General features: G+C 69.6%; 14 protein-coding genes. 9 read left to right on the forward strand and 5 right to left on the reverse strand.

Translation table 11 applies throughout. The features are described 5' to 3' along the window. Positions 1–70: 70 nt before the first annotated feature. From F8178_RS16200 to F8178_RS16210, 3 genes are read left to right on the forward strand one after another with little or no spacing between them, the layout of a single operon-like run. A complete protein-coding gene (locus F8178_RS16200; protein ID WP_317495658.1) occupies positions 71–880 on the forward strand; it encodes a DUF4333 domain-containing protein in 810 nt (269 codons plus the stop codon). A 51-nt stretch (positions 881–931) separates the two neighbouring features. Further along, positions 932–2,146, forward strand: a complete 1,215-nt coding sequence (locus tag F8178_RS16205; RefSeq protein ID WP_317495659.1) for a GNAT family N-acetyltransferase — start codon at positions 932–934, stop codon at positions 2,144–2,146. Positions 2,147–2,181: 35 nt separating this feature from the next. Further along, on the forward strand, positions 2,182–2,607 hold the full coding sequence (locus F8178_RS16210; protein ID WP_317495660.1) for a DUF4333 domain-containing protein: 426 nt from the start codon (positions 2,182–2,184) through the stop codon (positions 2,605–2,607). 10 nt (positions 2,608–2,617) lie between these two features. On the opposite strand, the gene F8178_RS16215 is transcribed toward F8178_RS16210, so the two are convergent. Next, the gene (locus F8178_RS16215; RefSeq protein WP_317495661.1) at positions 2,618–3,586 is read right to left on the reverse strand and encodes a 5'-3' exonuclease; all 969 of its coding nucleotides are present in this window, start codon (positions 3,584–3,586) and stop codon (positions 2,618–2,620) included. 70 nt (positions 3,587–3,656) lie between these two features. On the opposite strand from F8178_RS16215, the gene F8178_RS16220 reads away from it, so the two are divergent. Both F8178_RS16220 and F8178_RS16225 read left to right on the forward strand, forming a co-directional pair. Continuing rightward, positions 3,657–4,811, forward strand: a complete 1,155-nt coding sequence (locus F8178_RS16220) for a Xaa-Pro peptidase family protein (protein WP_317495662.1) — start codon at positions 3,657–3,659, stop codon at positions 4,809–4,811. Next, positions 4,808–5,260 carry an Lrp/AsnC family transcriptional regulator gene (locus tag F8178_RS16225; protein ID WP_317495663.1) on the forward strand — a complete coding sequence of 151 codons (453 nt, stop codon included), beginning with the start codon at positions 4,808–4,810 and terminating at the stop codon, positions 5,258–5,260. The genes F8178_RS16220 and F8178_RS16225 overlap by 4 nt, the downstream gene beginning before the upstream one ends. Positions 5,261–5,280: 20 nt before the next feature. Here F8178_RS16225 and F8178_RS16230 read toward each other — a convergent pair whose 3' ends face one another. Further along, a complete protein-coding gene (locus tag F8178_RS16230) occupies positions 5,281–6,360 on the reverse strand; it encodes a GDSL-type esterase/lipase family protein (RefSeq protein WP_317495664.1) in 1,080 nt (359 codons plus the stop codon). Between the two features lie 50 nt (positions 6,361–6,410). Further along, positions 6,411–7,793 (reverse strand): lysine 2,3-aminomutase, encoded by a 1,383-nt coding sequence (locus tag F8178_RS16235; RefSeq protein ID WP_317495665.1) that lies wholly within the window; start codon positions 7,791–7,793, stop codon positions 6,411–6,413. Between the two features lie 201 nt (positions 7,794–7,994). Between F8178_RS16235 and F8178_RS16240 the strand changes: the two genes are divergently transcribed. The 3 genes from F8178_RS16240 to F8178_RS16250 all read left to right on the forward strand — a co-directional run bounded on the left by F8178_RS16240 (position 7,995) and on the right by F8178_RS16250 (position 12,087). Beyond that, the gene (locus F8178_RS16240) at positions 7,995–9,614 is read left to right on the forward strand and encodes an amidohydrolase (RefSeq protein ID WP_317495666.1); all 1,620 of its coding nucleotides are present in this window, start codon (positions 7,995–7,997) and stop codon (positions 9,612–9,614) included. A gap of 65 nt (positions 9,615–9,679) precedes the next feature. Continuing rightward, positions 9,680–11,299: an apolipoprotein N-acyltransferase gene (lnt, locus tag F8178_RS16245; protein ID WP_317495667.1), complete on the forward strand. Its 1,620-nt coding sequence runs from the start codon at positions 9,680–9,682 to the stop codon at positions 11,297–11,299. Between the two features lie 23 nt (positions 11,300–11,322). Then, a complete protein-coding gene (locus F8178_RS16250) occupies positions 11,323–12,087 on the forward strand; it encodes a polyprenol monophosphomannose synthase (protein ID WP_317495668.1) in 765 nt (254 codons plus the stop codon). 124 nt (positions 12,088–12,211) lie between these two features. Here F8178_RS16250 and F8178_RS16255 read toward each other — a convergent pair whose 3' ends face one another. Both F8178_RS16255 and F8178_RS16260 read right to left on the reverse strand, forming a co-directional pair. Continuing rightward, positions 12,212–12,559, reverse strand: a complete 348-nt coding sequence (locus F8178_RS16255; RefSeq protein ID WP_317495669.1) for an RNA polymerase-binding protein RbpA — start codon at positions 12,557–12,559, stop codon at positions 12,212–12,214. 404 nt (positions 12,560–12,963) lie between these two features. Then, the gene (locus F8178_RS16260; RefSeq protein ID WP_317495670.1) at positions 12,964–14,388 is read right to left on the reverse strand and encodes an MFS transporter; all 1,425 of its coding nucleotides are present in this window, start codon (positions 14,386–14,388) and stop codon (positions 12,964–12,966) included. Between the two features lie 257 nt (positions 14,389–14,645). On the opposite strand from F8178_RS16260, the gene F8178_RS16265 reads away from it, so the two are divergent. Continuing rightward, on the forward strand, positions 14,646–15,341 hold the full coding sequence (locus F8178_RS16265; protein WP_317495671.1) for a transglycosylase family protein: 696 nt from the start codon (positions 14,646–14,648) through the stop codon (positions 15,339–15,341). Positions 15,342–15,366 lie beyond the last annotated feature (25 nt).

Consider the following 15,366-nt stretch of genomic DNA (forward strand, 5'->3'; position numbering starts at 1 on the left):
CCGCCGGGACCGGTCGTTGTGGTTGGATCGCGTGGGAACGACTGGATGGCGACTCTGGCGGAGGCGAACGATGAGCACGCCGTACGGCGGCAATGACCCCCAGCAGTGGGGGCAGCAACCCTACGGCGACGAGACGCAGGGAGGTCCGCCTTCCGGTGGCTTCCCTGCGCCCGGTCAGTGGGGGCAACAGCAGCCTGGCTACGGCCAGCAGCAGTGGGGGTACCCACCGGGGCAGCCCGATCAGGGGCAGCAGTACGGGTATCCGGGCCATGGCCAGCAGCAGTGGGGCCAGCAGCCGCCCGGCGGATACCCGGGACAACCCGGTCAGCCCGGCCGACCCGGATACCCGGGCCAGCCGGGTCAGCCCGGCCAACAGGGCCAACAGGGCCAACCCGGACAGGCACCGGGCCAGCCCCCGTACCCGCAGCAGGGTGGGCAACCACCGCAACAGGATCCTCACCAGGGCACGTACCAGTACGGTGCGTACCAGCAACCCCCGGTCGGCTATCCGGGGCAGGGCCAACCGTACCCGGGCGATGTCGAGGGTGACAGCGGTGGGAAGAAGCCGAACCTCGCGCTGTGGATCGGGATCATCATCCTCGTCGTACTGCTGGGTACCATCGCGTTCCTCGGCTTCGTCGCACCGGGCTGGTTCACCGCCACGGTGTTCGACCACGAGGAGATGGAAACCGGTGTGCAAGGCGTGCTGACCGAGCAGTACCAGATCGATGGGGTCGACAGCGTCACCTGCCCGGAGGGCCAGGACGTGACCGTGGATCACTCCTTCGAGTGCACGGCGGTGATCGAGGGTGAGGAGCGTTCGGTTCCCATCACCGTGACCAGCGAGGACGGGAACTACGAGGTCGGGATGCCCGAGTAGGTACGCAGAATTCGGTGGCTCCGGCCCGAGTCGGCGCGCGAGGATCCGGTCATGACCGACCTCGACATCCGCACCCTCGACGTGGACGAACACCGGGCCGCACGTGATCTGTTCCTGGAAACCCTCCATGTCTCGCCGACGGGAGAGCGTGACGGGCCGCTTACCGAGCGAGCGTTCCAGCCGGGCCGCACGCTCGGCGCGTTCGAGGGCGGAGCCATGGTCGGTACGGCACGTTCGGTGGACGTGGCGTTGACGGTCCCCGGCGGCGTGGTGAGCGCTGCCGCGGTCACCGGTGTGGGAGTACGCGCGAACCGCACCCGGCGTGGTCTCCTCCGGGGTCTGATGGCCGCCCAGCTGGACGGCTGTGCCTCGCGCGGTGTGGTCGCGGCCGGGTTACTGGCCAGCGAGGGCGGCATCTACGGGCGTTTCGGTTACGGCATCGGCACGGTGGAACGGTCGCTGCGTCTGGACCGGCGTCGCACGTCAGTTCGCGAGGACGCCCCGGCGGGCGGCGAGATCGAGCTGTGGGACTTCGACACGGCCGTCGAGCGGCTACCCGGCCTCTACCGGGACATCGCGGGAACCTACCCCGGCATGCTCAGTAGGCCGGATCACCTGTGGGCCGGATGGGAGTCCCATTTCCGCAGGCGGAAAGAGATCGCACGGGCCGCAGTACACCACGGAAGCTCCGGCGTCGACGGGTACGCGATGTACCGGGTGACCTCCGAGCATGCAGGAAACGGTCGCTTCAGCGTGCTGTGTGTGGAGGACATGATCACCGCGAGTCCGGAAGCCCGTGCCGGTTTGTGGCGATACCTGCTGGGGGTCGATCTCATCGACACCGTCGAGTTCTCGAAACGCCCACTGGACGAGCCGCTGGAGCTGCTGTTGACCGAGCCCCACGCGTGCCGGGTACACCACACTGGGGACCACCTGTGGCTGCGTCTCGTGGACGTCCCAGCGGCGCTGGCGGCACGATCGTACGGTGCCTGCGGCGACGAGACCGTCGTGCTCGAGGTGCGCGACTCGTTACTGCCTGACAATTCCGGCAGCTACGCCATCGGGTGCAGCGGCGTAGCTCGTACGGAGCAGCCAGCGCAGCTGGTTGTCGACGTCGACGCGCTGGCGATGCTGTACCTTGGCGCGTGGCGGCCCGGCGCGCTAGCCGAGACGGGACGCCTCGAGGTGCGCGAATCCGGCGCGCTCGCGGTCGCCGACCGGGTGTTCGCGACGAGCACGCGACCCTGGTGCGGTACCAGCTTCTGACACGCCCGGTCGCCGGGCAGGGCCAGGGAGGTTGAGTGAGCGGCACCCCTCCGATGCGGGCGCTGGGGCGACGAGCGCACGCGTCAGGGGCGGTGCTCGTCGGCCTGGCCCTGATCGCGGTGGCCGCTCTCGCTGGTTGTGAAGGAATGGACCTGGCACCGGATGACGGCGCTGAGGTGCGGCCCTCGCCGCCACCCGAGCAGCCCGAGGTCCCGGAGGCCACCAGCCCCAGCCCGCTGCCACGGGTGTTCGACGATGCTGCCATGCAAGACGAGGTGCACCGGGTGCTCACCGAGCACTTCGACGTGGCCGGGTTGGACGTGGTGACCTGTCCGCCCGAACAACCGGTGAGCGAGGGCATCACGTTCACGTGCACCGCCACGATCGACGGGGAGGAGCACGACGTGCCGATCACAGTCACCGACGACGACGGTGCGTACACGGTGGGCGAGCCCGAATGAGCGGTCGCGGTCAGCTACCCGCGGGGGCGCCCGTCCCGTCGAGCGCGGCGATGAGTCTGTCGACGCTCCCGCCGAGGTTCCAGCGCGCGCCGAGCTCGGCGAGTCCGGAGCGGTCGGCGGGACCGGCGGGGAGGTCGTCCTGCCGGGACAGTTCGACTGGCGCGTCACGGACCACCCGCACCACCGTGGGTGCCGCGGCGAGGTAGCCTGCCGCGTCGGCGAGCTGTTTCCTGGCTCGCGGCGAAACGTCGGGGTCACCGGCTTCGGCGGCCCGCAGCAGCTCGTCGAGCGAGCCGAAACGGGTGATCAGTTTGGCCGCGGTCTTCTCACCGATCCCGGCGACGCCGGGGAGCCCGTCCGACGGGTCGCCACGCAGCATCGCCATCTCGGCGTAGGCCTCGCCCGGCGACTCGGCGGGAAGGGCGTACCTGTCGGCCAGTTCCGCGCACCCGACGATCTCCGCCTTGTTCCACCCACGGCCGACGTAGATGACCGAGACCTCGGTGGGTACGGTCCGCACCAGCTGGAACAGGTCCCGATCGCCGGTGACGATCTCCACAGGCGCGCTCGACTCCCGCTCGGTGAGGGTGCCGATGACGTCGTCGGCTTCGAAACCATCGGCCTCGGCCGTCGCGATGCCCGCGAGGTCGAGCAGCTCGAGGATGACCGGCACCTGCGGGGCCAGCGTGTCGGGCACCTCTTCCGGTGTCGCGGTCGCGTCGCTTTCCGGATCCTCGGCCACCCGGTGGGCCTTGTAGCTCGGCAGCGCATCCACCCGGAACTGCGGGCGCCAGTCGGCGTCCAGGCAGGCGACGATCCGGCCGGGACCCCGGTCGCCGATGATCCTGGCGAGCGTGTCCGCGAATCCGCGAACCGCGTTGACCGACGTGCCGTCGGCGGCACGCAGGGATTCGGGTAGCGCGAAGTAGGAACGGAAGTAGAGGCTGGCGGCATCGAGCAGCACGAGGGGAGAGGTCACCCGGAAAGCGTGCCATACGCGCAGGCCTCCCCGCGTGCCGCCGGTGTCGGCAGGGGATACGCTCGGGGCCATGTCCAGTGGATCGTTGCACCATGCGGCTGTCGATGCGGACAGCCTGCGGGCCAGGATCGAACGTGCCAGCGCGGCGGCCGCGGAGTCGTTCACCGATGCCTTGCTGATCTCGCCGGGGGCCGACCTGCGGTACCTGCTCGGGCAGGCCGGTGGCTCGTACGAGCGGCTGACCACCTTGATCGTCCCGTCCGGAGACACCGCGCCGTCACTGGTGGTGCCCAAGCTCGAGGCGCCCGCCTACGCGGACGTTCCCGCCGACGATTTGGGTATCGACGTGCTGACCTGGCGGGACGGTGAGGATCCTTACCAGCTGGTGGCCGATCTGGTGCGTATCGCGGCCGAACCGGGCCGGATCGCGGTGAGCGACACCATGACCGCGCTGCACGTGCTCGGGTTGCGCGCGGCCATCCCCGCTGCGGAGCAGGTCCTGGCCGGGCCGGTACTGCGGCAGTTGCGGATGCGGAAGGACGCCGCCGAGATCGAGGCGCTGCGCGAGGCGGCCGCCGCGATCGACCGGGTGCACGCGCGGGTCCCCGAGTTCCTGCGTGCCGGACGCACCGAGGCCGAGGTGGCCGCCGATCTGGAGGCGGCGATCGTCGAGGAAGGACACACTTCGGCCGAGTTCATCATCGTCGGTTCGGGACCGAACGGCGCCAGCCCGCATCACGAGGTCTCGCAGCGGGTCATCGAGCGCGGTGACATGGTAGTCGTCGACATCGGGGGGCCGACCCCGGCTGGTTACTACTCGGACTGCACCCGCACCTACGCCGTCGGACAGCCGCGTGACCCGGACGCGCGCTCGGTGTACTCCGTCCTGCAGCGCGCGCAGGAGGCCGCCGTGGCCGCGGTCGGCCCCGGCATCGCGGCGCAGGACGTCGATGCCGCGGCGCGCGACCCGATCACCGAAGCGGGATACGGCGACCACTTCATCCACCGCACCGGCCATGGCATCGGGCTCGATGTGCACGAGGAGCCGTACTTGATGGCGGGCAACGAGCTGGTGCTCGAACCGGGCGCGGCGTTCAGCGTGGAACCGGGAATCTACCTACCCGGCCGCTGGGGCGCCCGGATCGAGGACATCGTGCTGGTCACCTCCGACGGGGTGGAGACGCTGAACAACCGTCCCCGCGAGCTGATGGTGGTCGACGAGTGAGTGCCGCGCTCGAGCCGGTGGACAAGGCGATCGCCAGGGAGCTCAATGCCGACGGTCGCTGTAGCTTCACCGATCTGGCCGCCAGGGTCGGGCTGTCGGTATCGGCCGTGCATCAGCGGGTGCGGCGACTGGAGGAACGTGGCCTGATCAAGGGCTACACCGCGCGGCTCGACGGTAACCAGATCGGGCTACCGCTGACGGCGCTGATCTCGCTGACGCCGACCGACCCGGCCGCTCCGGACGACTATCCGCAGCGGCTGGAGCACATCCGGGAAATCGAATCGTGCTATTCGGTCGCCGGTGACGAGTCGTACGTGCTGCTGGTGAGGGTGCCGTCACCGCGGGATCTGGAGGAGCTGCTCCGCAGGATCCGCGAGGTCGCGAAGGTGTCCACCCGGACCACGGTCGTGCTGTCCACCCCGTTCGAAGGGCGTCCCGCGCCGATCTGACGGGTCGGGCCGCGGGTGCCTCACGGCAAAGCGGGCGCAGCGCGCAGGTTGCCGTCCTCGCCGACCAAGCACGCTGCCTGCTGCGCGTCGCCTGCCAGGAACTGGCTCAGGCAGGAGCCGACCTGCGCGTGCCCGGCGGCATTGGGGTGGAAGGACTCGCGTGCGGCCTGCCTGGCGCGGTCGGTGTCCTCCAGTGCCTCCCACTCCACGGTGAGCCGGGTGAACCATTCGGTGCTGGGATCCTGGCCGCCGGTGCAGGCTTCCCTGCCCTGCCCGGCGCTGGAGAGGTCGAGGAAGCGCGCTTCGGCCTCGGCCGCGGCTTCGCGCAGGCCGGCGTTGAGCCCCTCGACGCCCTCGGTGCGGACCCACTCCAGGTCGGTCTCGGTGAACGGGCAGCCACCCAGGTTGCGGACCTCCTCGGCGATGTCGGGCGACAGCGGGGACGCGTAGGACTGCAGCACCAGCTGATAGTCGTCCTCGGCGTAGTCCGCGTCGGCCATGACGGTGCGGATGTCGTCGAGCGCCTGGACCACCTTGGGCACCATGGCCTGGATCGTGTCCTCCCACTCCGGGGCGAACGACTCGCTGCACGGCGCGCCGCCGAACCAGGCTTGGATGCACTGCGTCATCAGCCTGGTGAACCCGGGGTCGTCGTTGGCGCCGACGGCGACGACGACCGCCACGATCCGGTGCGTCTCGGCGATCTCGGCCAGCTGCTCGGTCTGTGACGGCTCACCGTAGCGTTCCTCGTCACCGAGCTGCACGTGGCGAGCGCGCGCCCCGGAACACGCCAGGTTGATGGTCTCGTCGATGCCCGGTAACGAGGTCCGGTGAATGGCCGCTCGTGTGGACCGGCGGCACCAGTTGCCGTCCTCGCCGTCGGTTCCGGGAACGTAGGAACCGGCCCCGTCACCGGACATGGTGCTGTCGCCGAGCCCTACCAGGGCGCGCGGGGCGTCCTCGGGCGGGCCGGGTTCCGGCTCGTCGGGTTCGCCGAGCACCACGACGAGCGTGACTACCACGGCGGCGCAGGCCAGCAGCGCCACCGCCGCCACCGCACCGTGCCACCATCGCAGCCGTATCGCCGGGAATCTCCGCATGATCCGGCCATCGTACGGAAGCCCGTGTGGATGTCGTGTTGGTTCCCCGGTTACCGCTCACCCCACGCTCGCCTGCCGGATTCCGGCAGGGTGTAGATCGGGTCGTAGTAGGGGTAGCGCCGGTCCAGCGCATCGGGATCGTCGAGTTCGATGCTGGTGCGGTAGTTCTTGGTCCAGTAAGAGATGCCGAGTTCGGTGTCGTACTCGGCGACCTGGTGAACCCAGCGCTTGCCGACGTAGGGCACGTCGCACACCAGCCGTGGCGTGGCGTAACCGGGCAGGTAGCCCATGATCGCGTGTTGCAGGTGCTGCGCCTCGGCGACCGAGACGCGCCAATGCTCGGCGTTGGGGATCATGTCGCACATGTAGAAGTAGTACGGCAGGATGCCCGCTTCGCCCTGCAGCGCGAAACACAGATCCAGCAGATCCTCCGGGGTGGCGTTCACACCGCGCATCAGCACGCCCTGGTTGCGCACGTCCCGCACGCCGATCTCCAGCGCGGTCCGCGTGGCCTCGGCGACCAGCGGTGTCAGTGACTGGGCGTGGTTGACGTGGGTGTGGATCGCGAGGTTGACTCCCCGGCGCAGCGCTGTGCGTGCCACCCGCTCGAGGCCCTCCACCACCTTGGGCTGCAGCCAGTGCTGGGGAAGCCCGGCCAGCGCCTTGGTCGCCAGCCGGATGTCCCGCACGGACTCGATGTCCAGCAGCCGCATCAGGAACCGTTCGAGCTGGTGCCACGGCACGTTCGCCACGTCGCCACCGGAGACCACCACGTCGCGTACCTGCGGTGTCTCGTTGAGATAGGAGATGATGGCGTCTTGCCTGTCGACGGGCTTGCGTTCGAGCTTGAGCTTGTCCACCTGGGGAGTCGAGTTGCCGACGAGGTCCATCCTTGTGCAGTGGCCGCAGTACTGCGGGCAGGTCGATAGCAGCTCGGCGAGGACCTTGGTGGGGTAGCGGTGGGTCAGGCCTTCGGTGACCCACATGTCAGCCTCGTGCAACGAGTCGCGTTCGGCGTAGGGGTGGGACGGCCACGTCGGATGCCGGTCCGATCGCACCGGAAGCATGTACTTGCGCAGCGGGTCGGCGAGGAAGGCCTCGGTGAACTCGCCCGGCTCGGCCGCCGGTGCCATGGTGTTGAGCATCTGGGGCGGTAGCAGCATCGACATGGTCGCCATGTGCTGCTGGTCGGCTTCCATATCGGCGTAGAAGCGGTCGTCGAGCAGGTCACCCATGAGGGTGCGGAGCTGCTTGATGTTGCGGACGCAGTGCACTCGCTGCCACTGCGCGTCCCGCCACTGCGCCTCGGTGACGTCCGCCCAGCCGGGGAAGCGGCGCCAGTCCGGCTCGGCCAGCTCCTTGCGCCGGTAGACGTAGGGCTGTTCCAGGGAGCCTCGCGTGGTCGGTGTCACCTGCTCCGTCGTCGCGGCCATGTGGCTGTACTCCTCCGCTCGTCGTTCGCGCTTGTGGCGCGCTCGCGTGCCGTCCTCGTACTGTACCCAAAGACTCAGGAATCAATCCTGTCAAAATTCGTGTTGTACGTAAATATTTCGTCGTATACAGATGAACATGCAGATACTTCTGCTCAGGGGGTGCGGGCTGGGGCACACGATCCGGCGAGGCACACTGCGAGCGTGACTTCATCGCGCACCACGCTGCTGACCGGAGGTCGGATCCATTCCCCGAGCGCGCACGATGCCACCGCCATGGCGGTGACCGACGGCGTGGTGGCGTGGCTCGGCCAGGATGCTCCCGGGCGGGCATTGCACCCGGATGCCGAGGAGATGCCGCTGGGCGGGGCGCTCGTCACCCCGGCCTTCGTCGACGCCCACGTGCACGCCACCGCCACCGGCCTGCACCTCGACGGGCCCGACCTCGCCGCGCTGCGGTCCGCGGACGAGCTGCTGGTCGAGCTGGCCACGCTGGTGCGGCAGGTACCACCGGGCCAGGTGCTGCTCGGGCACGGCTGGGACGAGGACTCCTGGTCGAGCTCCCGGCTGCCGAGCAGGGCCGAGCTGGATGCGGTGTGCGGCGAGGTCCCGGTGTACCTCAGCCGCGTCGACGTGCATTCGGCGCTGATCTCCTCGGCGGCCGCGGCGCTGGCGCCGGATGCGCGGGCGTCCCCCGGTTGGTCCGAGGACGGTCCGATCACCGGAGCCGCGCACCACCACATCCGGGCCGCGACCCGGGAGGCGATCACCGCCGAGCAGCGCGCCAGGGCGCAGCGTACGTTCCTGGACGCCGCCGCCGCGGCCGGAATCACCTGCGTCCACGAGTGCGCCGGACCGGATATCTCGGGCGAGGCGGACCTGACGGCGCTGTTGGCGCTGTCCGCCGGGGCCGACCGGCCGGAGGTCGTGGCGTACTGGGGCGAACAGGCGCACGCCGCCGACGATCCCGCCGTCGAGCGCGCCCACGCGCTCGGGGCTCGGGGCCTGGCAGGCGATCTCTTCGCCGACGGCGCGCTCGGCTCGCGCACCGCCGCGCTGCACGAGCCGTACGCCGACGCCGCAGGCACCGGCATGCTGCACCTGTCCGCCGACGACGTTGCCCGGCACGTGCTGGCCTGCACCGAAGCAGGCTTGCAAGCGGGGTTCCACGCCATCGGCGACCGGGCGATCACCGCCGTGGTTGAGGGGTTCCGGAAGGCCGAGGCAGTCGCGGGGCGGCGGGCGATCGCCGCGCGCTGCCACCGGATCGAGCACCTGGAGATGGTGACCGCGGAACAGGCGGGCGAGCTGGCCGGATGGAACGTCACCGCCTCGATGCAGCCAGCTTTCGACGCGTTGTGGGGCGGGCAGCGATCGATGTACGCGGCCAGGCTCGGGTCCGAGCGGGCCGCCGCACTGAACCCGCTCGCCACGCTCGCCGCGCGCGGTGTCCCGCTGGCGTGCGGCTCGGACGCTCCGGTCACGCCGCTGGATCCGTGGCGGAGCGTACGTGCGGCGGTGCACCACCGCACCCCGGAGTCGGGGATCTCGCCACGTGCAGCCTTCAACGCGCACACCAGAGGCGGGTACCGCGCGGCCGGGGTGTTCGACGGCCTCACCGGCACCCTGGTGCCGGGTGCCCCCGCCCACTACGCGGTGTGGGAGGCAGGCGAGCTCGCCGTGACGGCACCGGACAGCAGGGTGCGGCGGTGGTCCACTGACCCGCGCTCGCGCGTGCCCGCGCTGCCGCGACTGGATCCCGGTACGCCGCTGCCTCGCTGCCTGCGTACCGTGCGCGACGGGCGAACGATCTTCGCGGCGTAGCGCTTCGGCATCCCGGTCGAGCGGGCAGGCCGTGCCCCGCGGATCCGCTCGCATAGGGTAGGGCCGTGGCAGCTCTCGAGCGCGAACTCCTCACCGCGATCACCCCGCATCGGGCACGCCACCGGGTGCGTATCGCGCTGCTCCGGCTGGTGGTCGCCGCGGGCTCGGGCTGGTTGCTCTACCTCAGTTTCCCGCCACGGACCTGGTGGTGGCTGGCGCTGCTGGCGTTCGCCGGTCTCGGCCTGGCGCTGCACGGCGCTCGCGGGCGGACAGGCCTGCTGTGCGGCCTGCTCTTCGGGCTGGTGTTCAGCCTGCCGCATCTGGCGTGGCTGCAGGACTTCCTCGGCGAGGAGTTCGGACCGTGGCCGTGGTTGGGCCTGTCGCTGGTGGTCGCCGCCTATGCCGGGGTGGCAGGGGCGGCCATGGCCTGGGTCGGCACGCTGCCGGGTGGGCCGGTGTGGATGGCCGGGCTCTTCGTTGCGCAGGAGTGGTTACGCTCGACGTGGCCGCTCGGAGGGTTCCCGTGGGGCAGGGTCGCGTTCGGCCAACCGGACGGCTGGTACGCCTCGCTTGCCGCGGTCGGTGGCGCCCCGCTGGTGACCTTCGCCGTGGTGGTGACCGGGTTCCTGCTGGCGTGGGCGATCGTGTGGGGCTGGCGGCTCTGGCGTGGCTACCCCCGCCACAGGCGGGCGAGGGCGGGGGCGGCCTGCGGTTACGCGGTGGCCGCCACCGTGCCGCTGGTCGCGGCGGGACTGGCGTGGCCTTCGATCGCCACCGACGCCACCGTGGGAACGCTGGACGTCGCGGTGGTGCAGGGCAACGCGCCGGATGCCGGGCTCGATCTACTCGGCGCGCGCGAGACGATCCGCGACAACCACATCGCCGAGAGCGAACGGCTGCTGGGCAGAATCGCCGAGGGAACCGAATCCGAACCGGAACTTGTCGTTTGGCCGGAAACCGCCACCGACCTCGCCACGGCCGACCCGACGGTCGACGATCTCGTGACACGCTTCGACGCGCCCGCGTTGCTCGGCGCGATGTACTTCGGGGGGCAAGACCTGCGGCAGAACACCGTGATCGAGTGGTCCCCGGAGACGGGGCCGGGGCAACGTTACGCCAAGCAGGAACTCGTGCCGTTCTCCGAATACATCCCGCTGCGACCGATCGCGGGCTGGTTCACCCCGTTCCTTGATCACATGGTGGACATGACACCGGGCACCGGACCGGCGGTGCTCGACGGCGGTGACGTCCGCGCGGGTGTCGCGATCTGTTACGAGGCCGCCTACGACGGCATCCTGGGGAAGGCCGCGGCGGACGGCGTCGACCTGCTGGTCGTGCCGACGAACAACGCGTGGTTCGGTCGGGGCGAGATGAGCCACCAGCACCTGGCAATGTCCCGGCTGCGTGCCATCGAGCACGGGCGGGCGACCGTGGTGGCGGCCACCAGCGGCATCAGCGCGATCGTGGACCCGGATGGCAGCGTGCGGCGGCAGACCGGGCTGTTCACCGCCGAGTCGTTCGTCGAGACCGTCCCGCTGCGCGACGAGCAGCCCCTGGCAACCGCCGCGGGGCCGTGGCCGGAGCGGACGCTGGCCGGTGCCGGAGTGCTCGCGTTGCTGCTGGCGGTAGGGTTGCGGATCCGTGACCGTTCCCGGCGCCGCGCGCGGGGTGTGACAGGGGAGTGACGAGGGAAGGTTCCTGGCGACGGATGGACCACGTCGACGCCATCGGGCCCGTGCTGGTGGTCGTACCGACCTACAACGAGCGGGACAACATCGGCCCGCTCTTGACGAAACTGCTCGCGATGACCCCGGCTGTCGACGTACTGGTCGTCGACGACGCCAGCCCCGACGGCACGGGGGAGATCGCCGACGCGCTCGCCGCGAGCGACGAGCGCGCGCACGTGCTGCACCGGGAGCGGAAGTCCGGGCTCGGCGCGGCTTACGTCGCCGGGTTCCGGTGGGGGCTCGCCCGCGGTTACGCTGCGCTCGTCGAGATGGACGCCGACGGGTCGCACGATCCAGGCGACCTGCCCCGCCTCCTCGACGCGCTTCGCGAGCACGATGTGGTGCTCGGCTCGCGGTACGTGCCGGGCGGGAACGTGCTGAACTGGCCGGGTCACCGGCGGCTGCTCTCGCGCGGCGGGAACGTGTACTCGAGGATGGCGCTCGGTGTGAGGATCAACGACATCACGTCGGGATTCCGTGCCTACCGGCGCGAAGTCCTCGACGCGCTGCCGCTGGACGAGATCGCCTCGCAGGGCTACTGCTTCCAAATCGACCTGGCGTGGCGTAGCGTCACCGCGGGCTATTCGGTGGCCGAGGTACCGATCACGTTCGTCGAACGCGAGACGGGGAACTCGAAGATGAGCGGGGCGATCGTCCGGGAGGCGATGCTCAACGTCGGCGTCTGGGGGCTGCGCCACCGCGCGACCCAGTTGCGTGGGCTGCTCGCCCGCGCCGTGCGGCGCTGAACCCGCCGCACGCTACCTCGCCTGACCGGCATCGGCGAGCGCGGCGGACACGGTACGCGCTGTCCGGACACGGCGGAGGGCCCCGGCGGGGCAGTACCGGGGCCCTCCGTCGTGCGCGGGTCCGTCAGCCGGAGTGCTGGCCCCTGCGCTTGTGGAGCTCGGCGAGGCGTTCGTTGAGCAGCTCCTCGAGCTCGGGAATCGACCGCCGCTCGCGCAGCATGTCCCAGTGTGTCCTCGGCGGCTTCACCTTCTTCTGCTCCTGCTGGCTCCCGTCCATCAGCTCCGACTCGGTGCCGTGCAGCCGGCACTCCCAGATCTGGGGGATCTCCGCGTCATCCGAGAACGGCACTTCGAAGGTGTGGTCCTTGGGGCAGGCGTACTGCACGGTACGCCGTGGGGCGAGGTCGTGATTACGATCAGTTTCGTAGCTGACCGCCCCCAACCTGCTACCGCGGAGAACACGGTCGGCCATAGTGTGATCCTTTCGGTCGGCTCGGGGTCGCAACAGGATGCTCACAGCGACGCTCACACTGTGCAACGAATGCCGCTGCCCGCGGATTCCCGCAATGGACCAACGGAGACCGGCACCGCCTCGTGCGCGAGTGGCGTCGAACCGTGAGGGTTCCCGTCCACGGAGACGGAGCTGTCCCCGGGATATGACGGACATCATCCCATCGACATGCAGGTCTCCCGTAGAAATGCTATCCCGCAGCATGCCTGAGGAGCGTGACTGCCCGACGGGCGGGGTCGGCCGGTGATGGTCGCCACCCACCGACCGGTCACCGGAGCGCGAAACACCTTCACGATCTACTGAGAGTGATAGCCATCCCTCGCATGAGTGAGATTCTGCTGCGTTAGGGTGTGATCTGGTTCCCCTTAGACCACCGTCGGTTCCGTGTTGCCCGCCGCGCGTATCGCCCTGCGCACCGGGAAGAACACCAGCAGCACAAACCCGATGATGAAGAAGGCGGTCAGCGCCAGGATAGCGGGGCGGAACGACCCGGTCAGGTGGGCGATCATCCCGAACAGCGCGGTGCCGAATTGCGGGGTGCCGCGTTCGGTCACCAGATACAGCGCGAAGTACTGTGCCTCCTTCGTCGGCGGGATCAACTGGCTGAACAACGACCGAGACAACGCCATCACCCCGCCGAGCACCAGCCCGATGCCTGCGGCCACCGACCAGAACATCAGCTCGTCACCCGGCTCCAGGTTGTAGGCCGCCACCAACACCAGGATCCACAGCAGCAGGCTCGTCATGATGGTGCGCTTCGCGCCGAAGCGTTCGGCGGCCGCACCGTGCAACCGGGCACCGATGAACGCCACGAACTGCACCACAAGGATGGTCACGACCAGCACATCCTGCTCGAAGCCCAGCTGCTCCCTGCCGTACTGGGCCGACACGCTCACCACGGTCGACACGCCGTCGCTGTAGATCAGGTACGCACCGAGGAACCACAGCGTCAACGGGAAGGCCAACGCGCCGCGCAGTGTCTTGCCCAGCTCGACGAAGCCCGCGGTCAGCACCGATCGGCCGGGTTCGACTGGGCGCGGCGAGCTGCGTTGCTTGAGCAGGAACAGCGGGATCAGGGTGAACCCGGCCCACCAGATGCCTGAGGTCAAGAACGCGATGCGGACCGCCTCTGCCTGGGTGATCCCGACAGTGTCGTGCCCCATCACCAGCACGAGCTGGAGCGCAAGGGCGATGCCGCCCCCCAGGTAACCGAGCGCCCACCCCCGCGCGGAGACGCGGTCGCGCTCGTCGGCGTAGGCGACATCGGCGAGGAACGAGTAGTACACCACGATCGAGCCGCCGTAGGACACCTGGCCGATGAGGTACATACCCGCGGCCAGTTGCCAGTTCGACCCGGCGGCGAACACGATCATCCCGACGGCTGTGGCGCCGGTGAACGCCAGTATCGCCAGCAGCCGCTTCTTGTTCCGGCTCCGGTCGCAGATCGCTCCCGCAACGGGCAGCACGAAGAACTGGATCACCGTGGCGGTGGCCACCAGGTAGTTCCACAGCACCCCGGCGGGAAAATCCAGGAAGAACAGCGAAATGTCGCAGGAGATCAGGTTGTTGGGGTCACCGTCGGCATCCGTGCAGGGATCCGGGCCGTTGCGCTGCACATCCTGTTGCGCGGCCTCCGAGGCGAGACCGCCGATGTACGCGGCACCGAAGGCGGTGGTCGCGCTGGTGAAGAACGGCTGGTTGGCCCAGTCGTAGAAGTACCACCCGCGCTGCTCCCGCTTGCGCGTAGCGGGGTCCGCGGCCGGAACGGCCGCGTGGTGTTGCGTCGTCATACCACCTCAGCTAGTCGAAACGACCGCAGCGTCGCCTTGACGGGGGACGTTGTCACACCACAAGTATGGCCTCGTTAAACGCAGCGTACGGTGCGCCGATACCGACTGGATACCAACGTGGCCGCGGTAATGGCGATGAGATCCGGCAGCGACGGTATCGCGTACGAGCGCCGCGGCCTCACCCGATGTGGTCGTTGCGGGCCGTGATGCCCTCGTGCCGGTTGTGACCGTTGTGGTCGTTGTCTACGGTCCGTGACATGAGTACTCGGCGGGTCGTGGCGCGAGCGGTGGCTGTGGCGGCGCTGGTGATCACCGCGCAGCTCACGGTGATCGGCTCGGGCACGGCCGACCCGTCCTATGACGACTGGGCCGCGCTGCGCATGTGCGAATCCAGCGATCGGTACGACATCAACACCGGCAACGGCTACTTCGGTGCGTACCAGTTCGACCTGCCGACCTGGCGCAGCGTCGGTGGGAAGGGACGGCCGGATCGCGCGAGCCCCGCCGAGCAGGACTACCGCGCGCTGTACCTGTACCGGATGCGGGGCTGGCAGCCGTGGGAGTGCGCCAACGAGCACTTCCTCGACCTGCAGGAAGACGCCGATGCCCGCAGCGGGGTCGTGCCGTCCTACGAGGACTCCGCCTACATCGGCGACCCGAACGCGCCCCAGCCGGAACCACGGCCACCGTACGAGCCGGACACCGGCCCCGACACCATGCCGCCCTGGCCCGGCGTGGTGTACACCTACGGCGACTGCGCCACCGCACTGCGGGACTTCCAGCTCCGGATGAACGCCTACGACTTCCCGTACACCTTCAGCGGCTCCGGTTGCTACTACGACCAGACCGAGGAAGCCGTCCTCGCGGTGCAGCGCGCGAACGGCATCAACGACTCGGGCAAGCTCGGCCCCGAGACGTGGCGTGCCGCCTGGGAAGGCAACCCACCCAACTGAGACGAGGGGAGGGGAGCGTTCCCGG

The organism is Haloechinothrix sp. LS1_15 (assembly GCF_033042135.1).
GTDB lineage: Bacteria > Actinomycetota > Actinomycetes > Mycobacteriales > Pseudonocardiaceae > Haloechinothrix.

Coding starts and splice junctions, on each gene's coding strand:
- F8178_RS16260 (WP_317495670.1), bottom strand. CDS start 14,388: ATGACGACGCAACACCACGCGGCCGTTCCGGCCGCGGACCCCGCTACG.
- F8178_RS16230 (WP_317495664.1), bottom strand. CDS start 6,360: ATGCGGAGATTCCCGGCGATACGGCTGCGATGGTGGCACGGTGCGGTG.
- F8178_RS16220 (WP_317495662.1), top strand. CDS start 3,657: ATGTCCAGTGGATCGTTGCACCATGCGGCTGTCGATGCGGACAGCCTG.
- F8178_RS16205 (WP_317495659.1), top strand. CDS start 932: ATGACCGACCTCGACATCCGCACCCTCGACGTGGACGAACACCGGGCC.
- F8178_RS16200 (WP_317495658.1), top strand. CDS start 71: ATGAGCACGCCGTACGGCGGCAATGACCCCCAGCAGTGGGGGCAGCAA.
- F8178_RS16265 (WP_317495671.1), top strand. CDS start 14,646: ATGAGTACTCGGCGGGTCGTGGCGCGAGCGGTGGCTGTGGCGGCGCTG.
- F8178_RS16235 (WP_317495665.1), bottom strand. CDS start 7,793: ATGGCCGCGACGACGGAGCAGGTGACACCGACCACGCGAGGCTCCCTG.
- F8178_RS16250 (WP_317495668.1), top strand. CDS start 11,323: ATGGACCACGTCGACGCCATCGGGCCCGTGCTGGTGGTCGTACCGACC.
- F8178_RS16255 (WP_317495669.1), bottom strand. CDS start 12,559: ATGGCCGACCGTGTTCTCCGCGGTAGCAGGTTGGGGGCGGTCAGCTAC.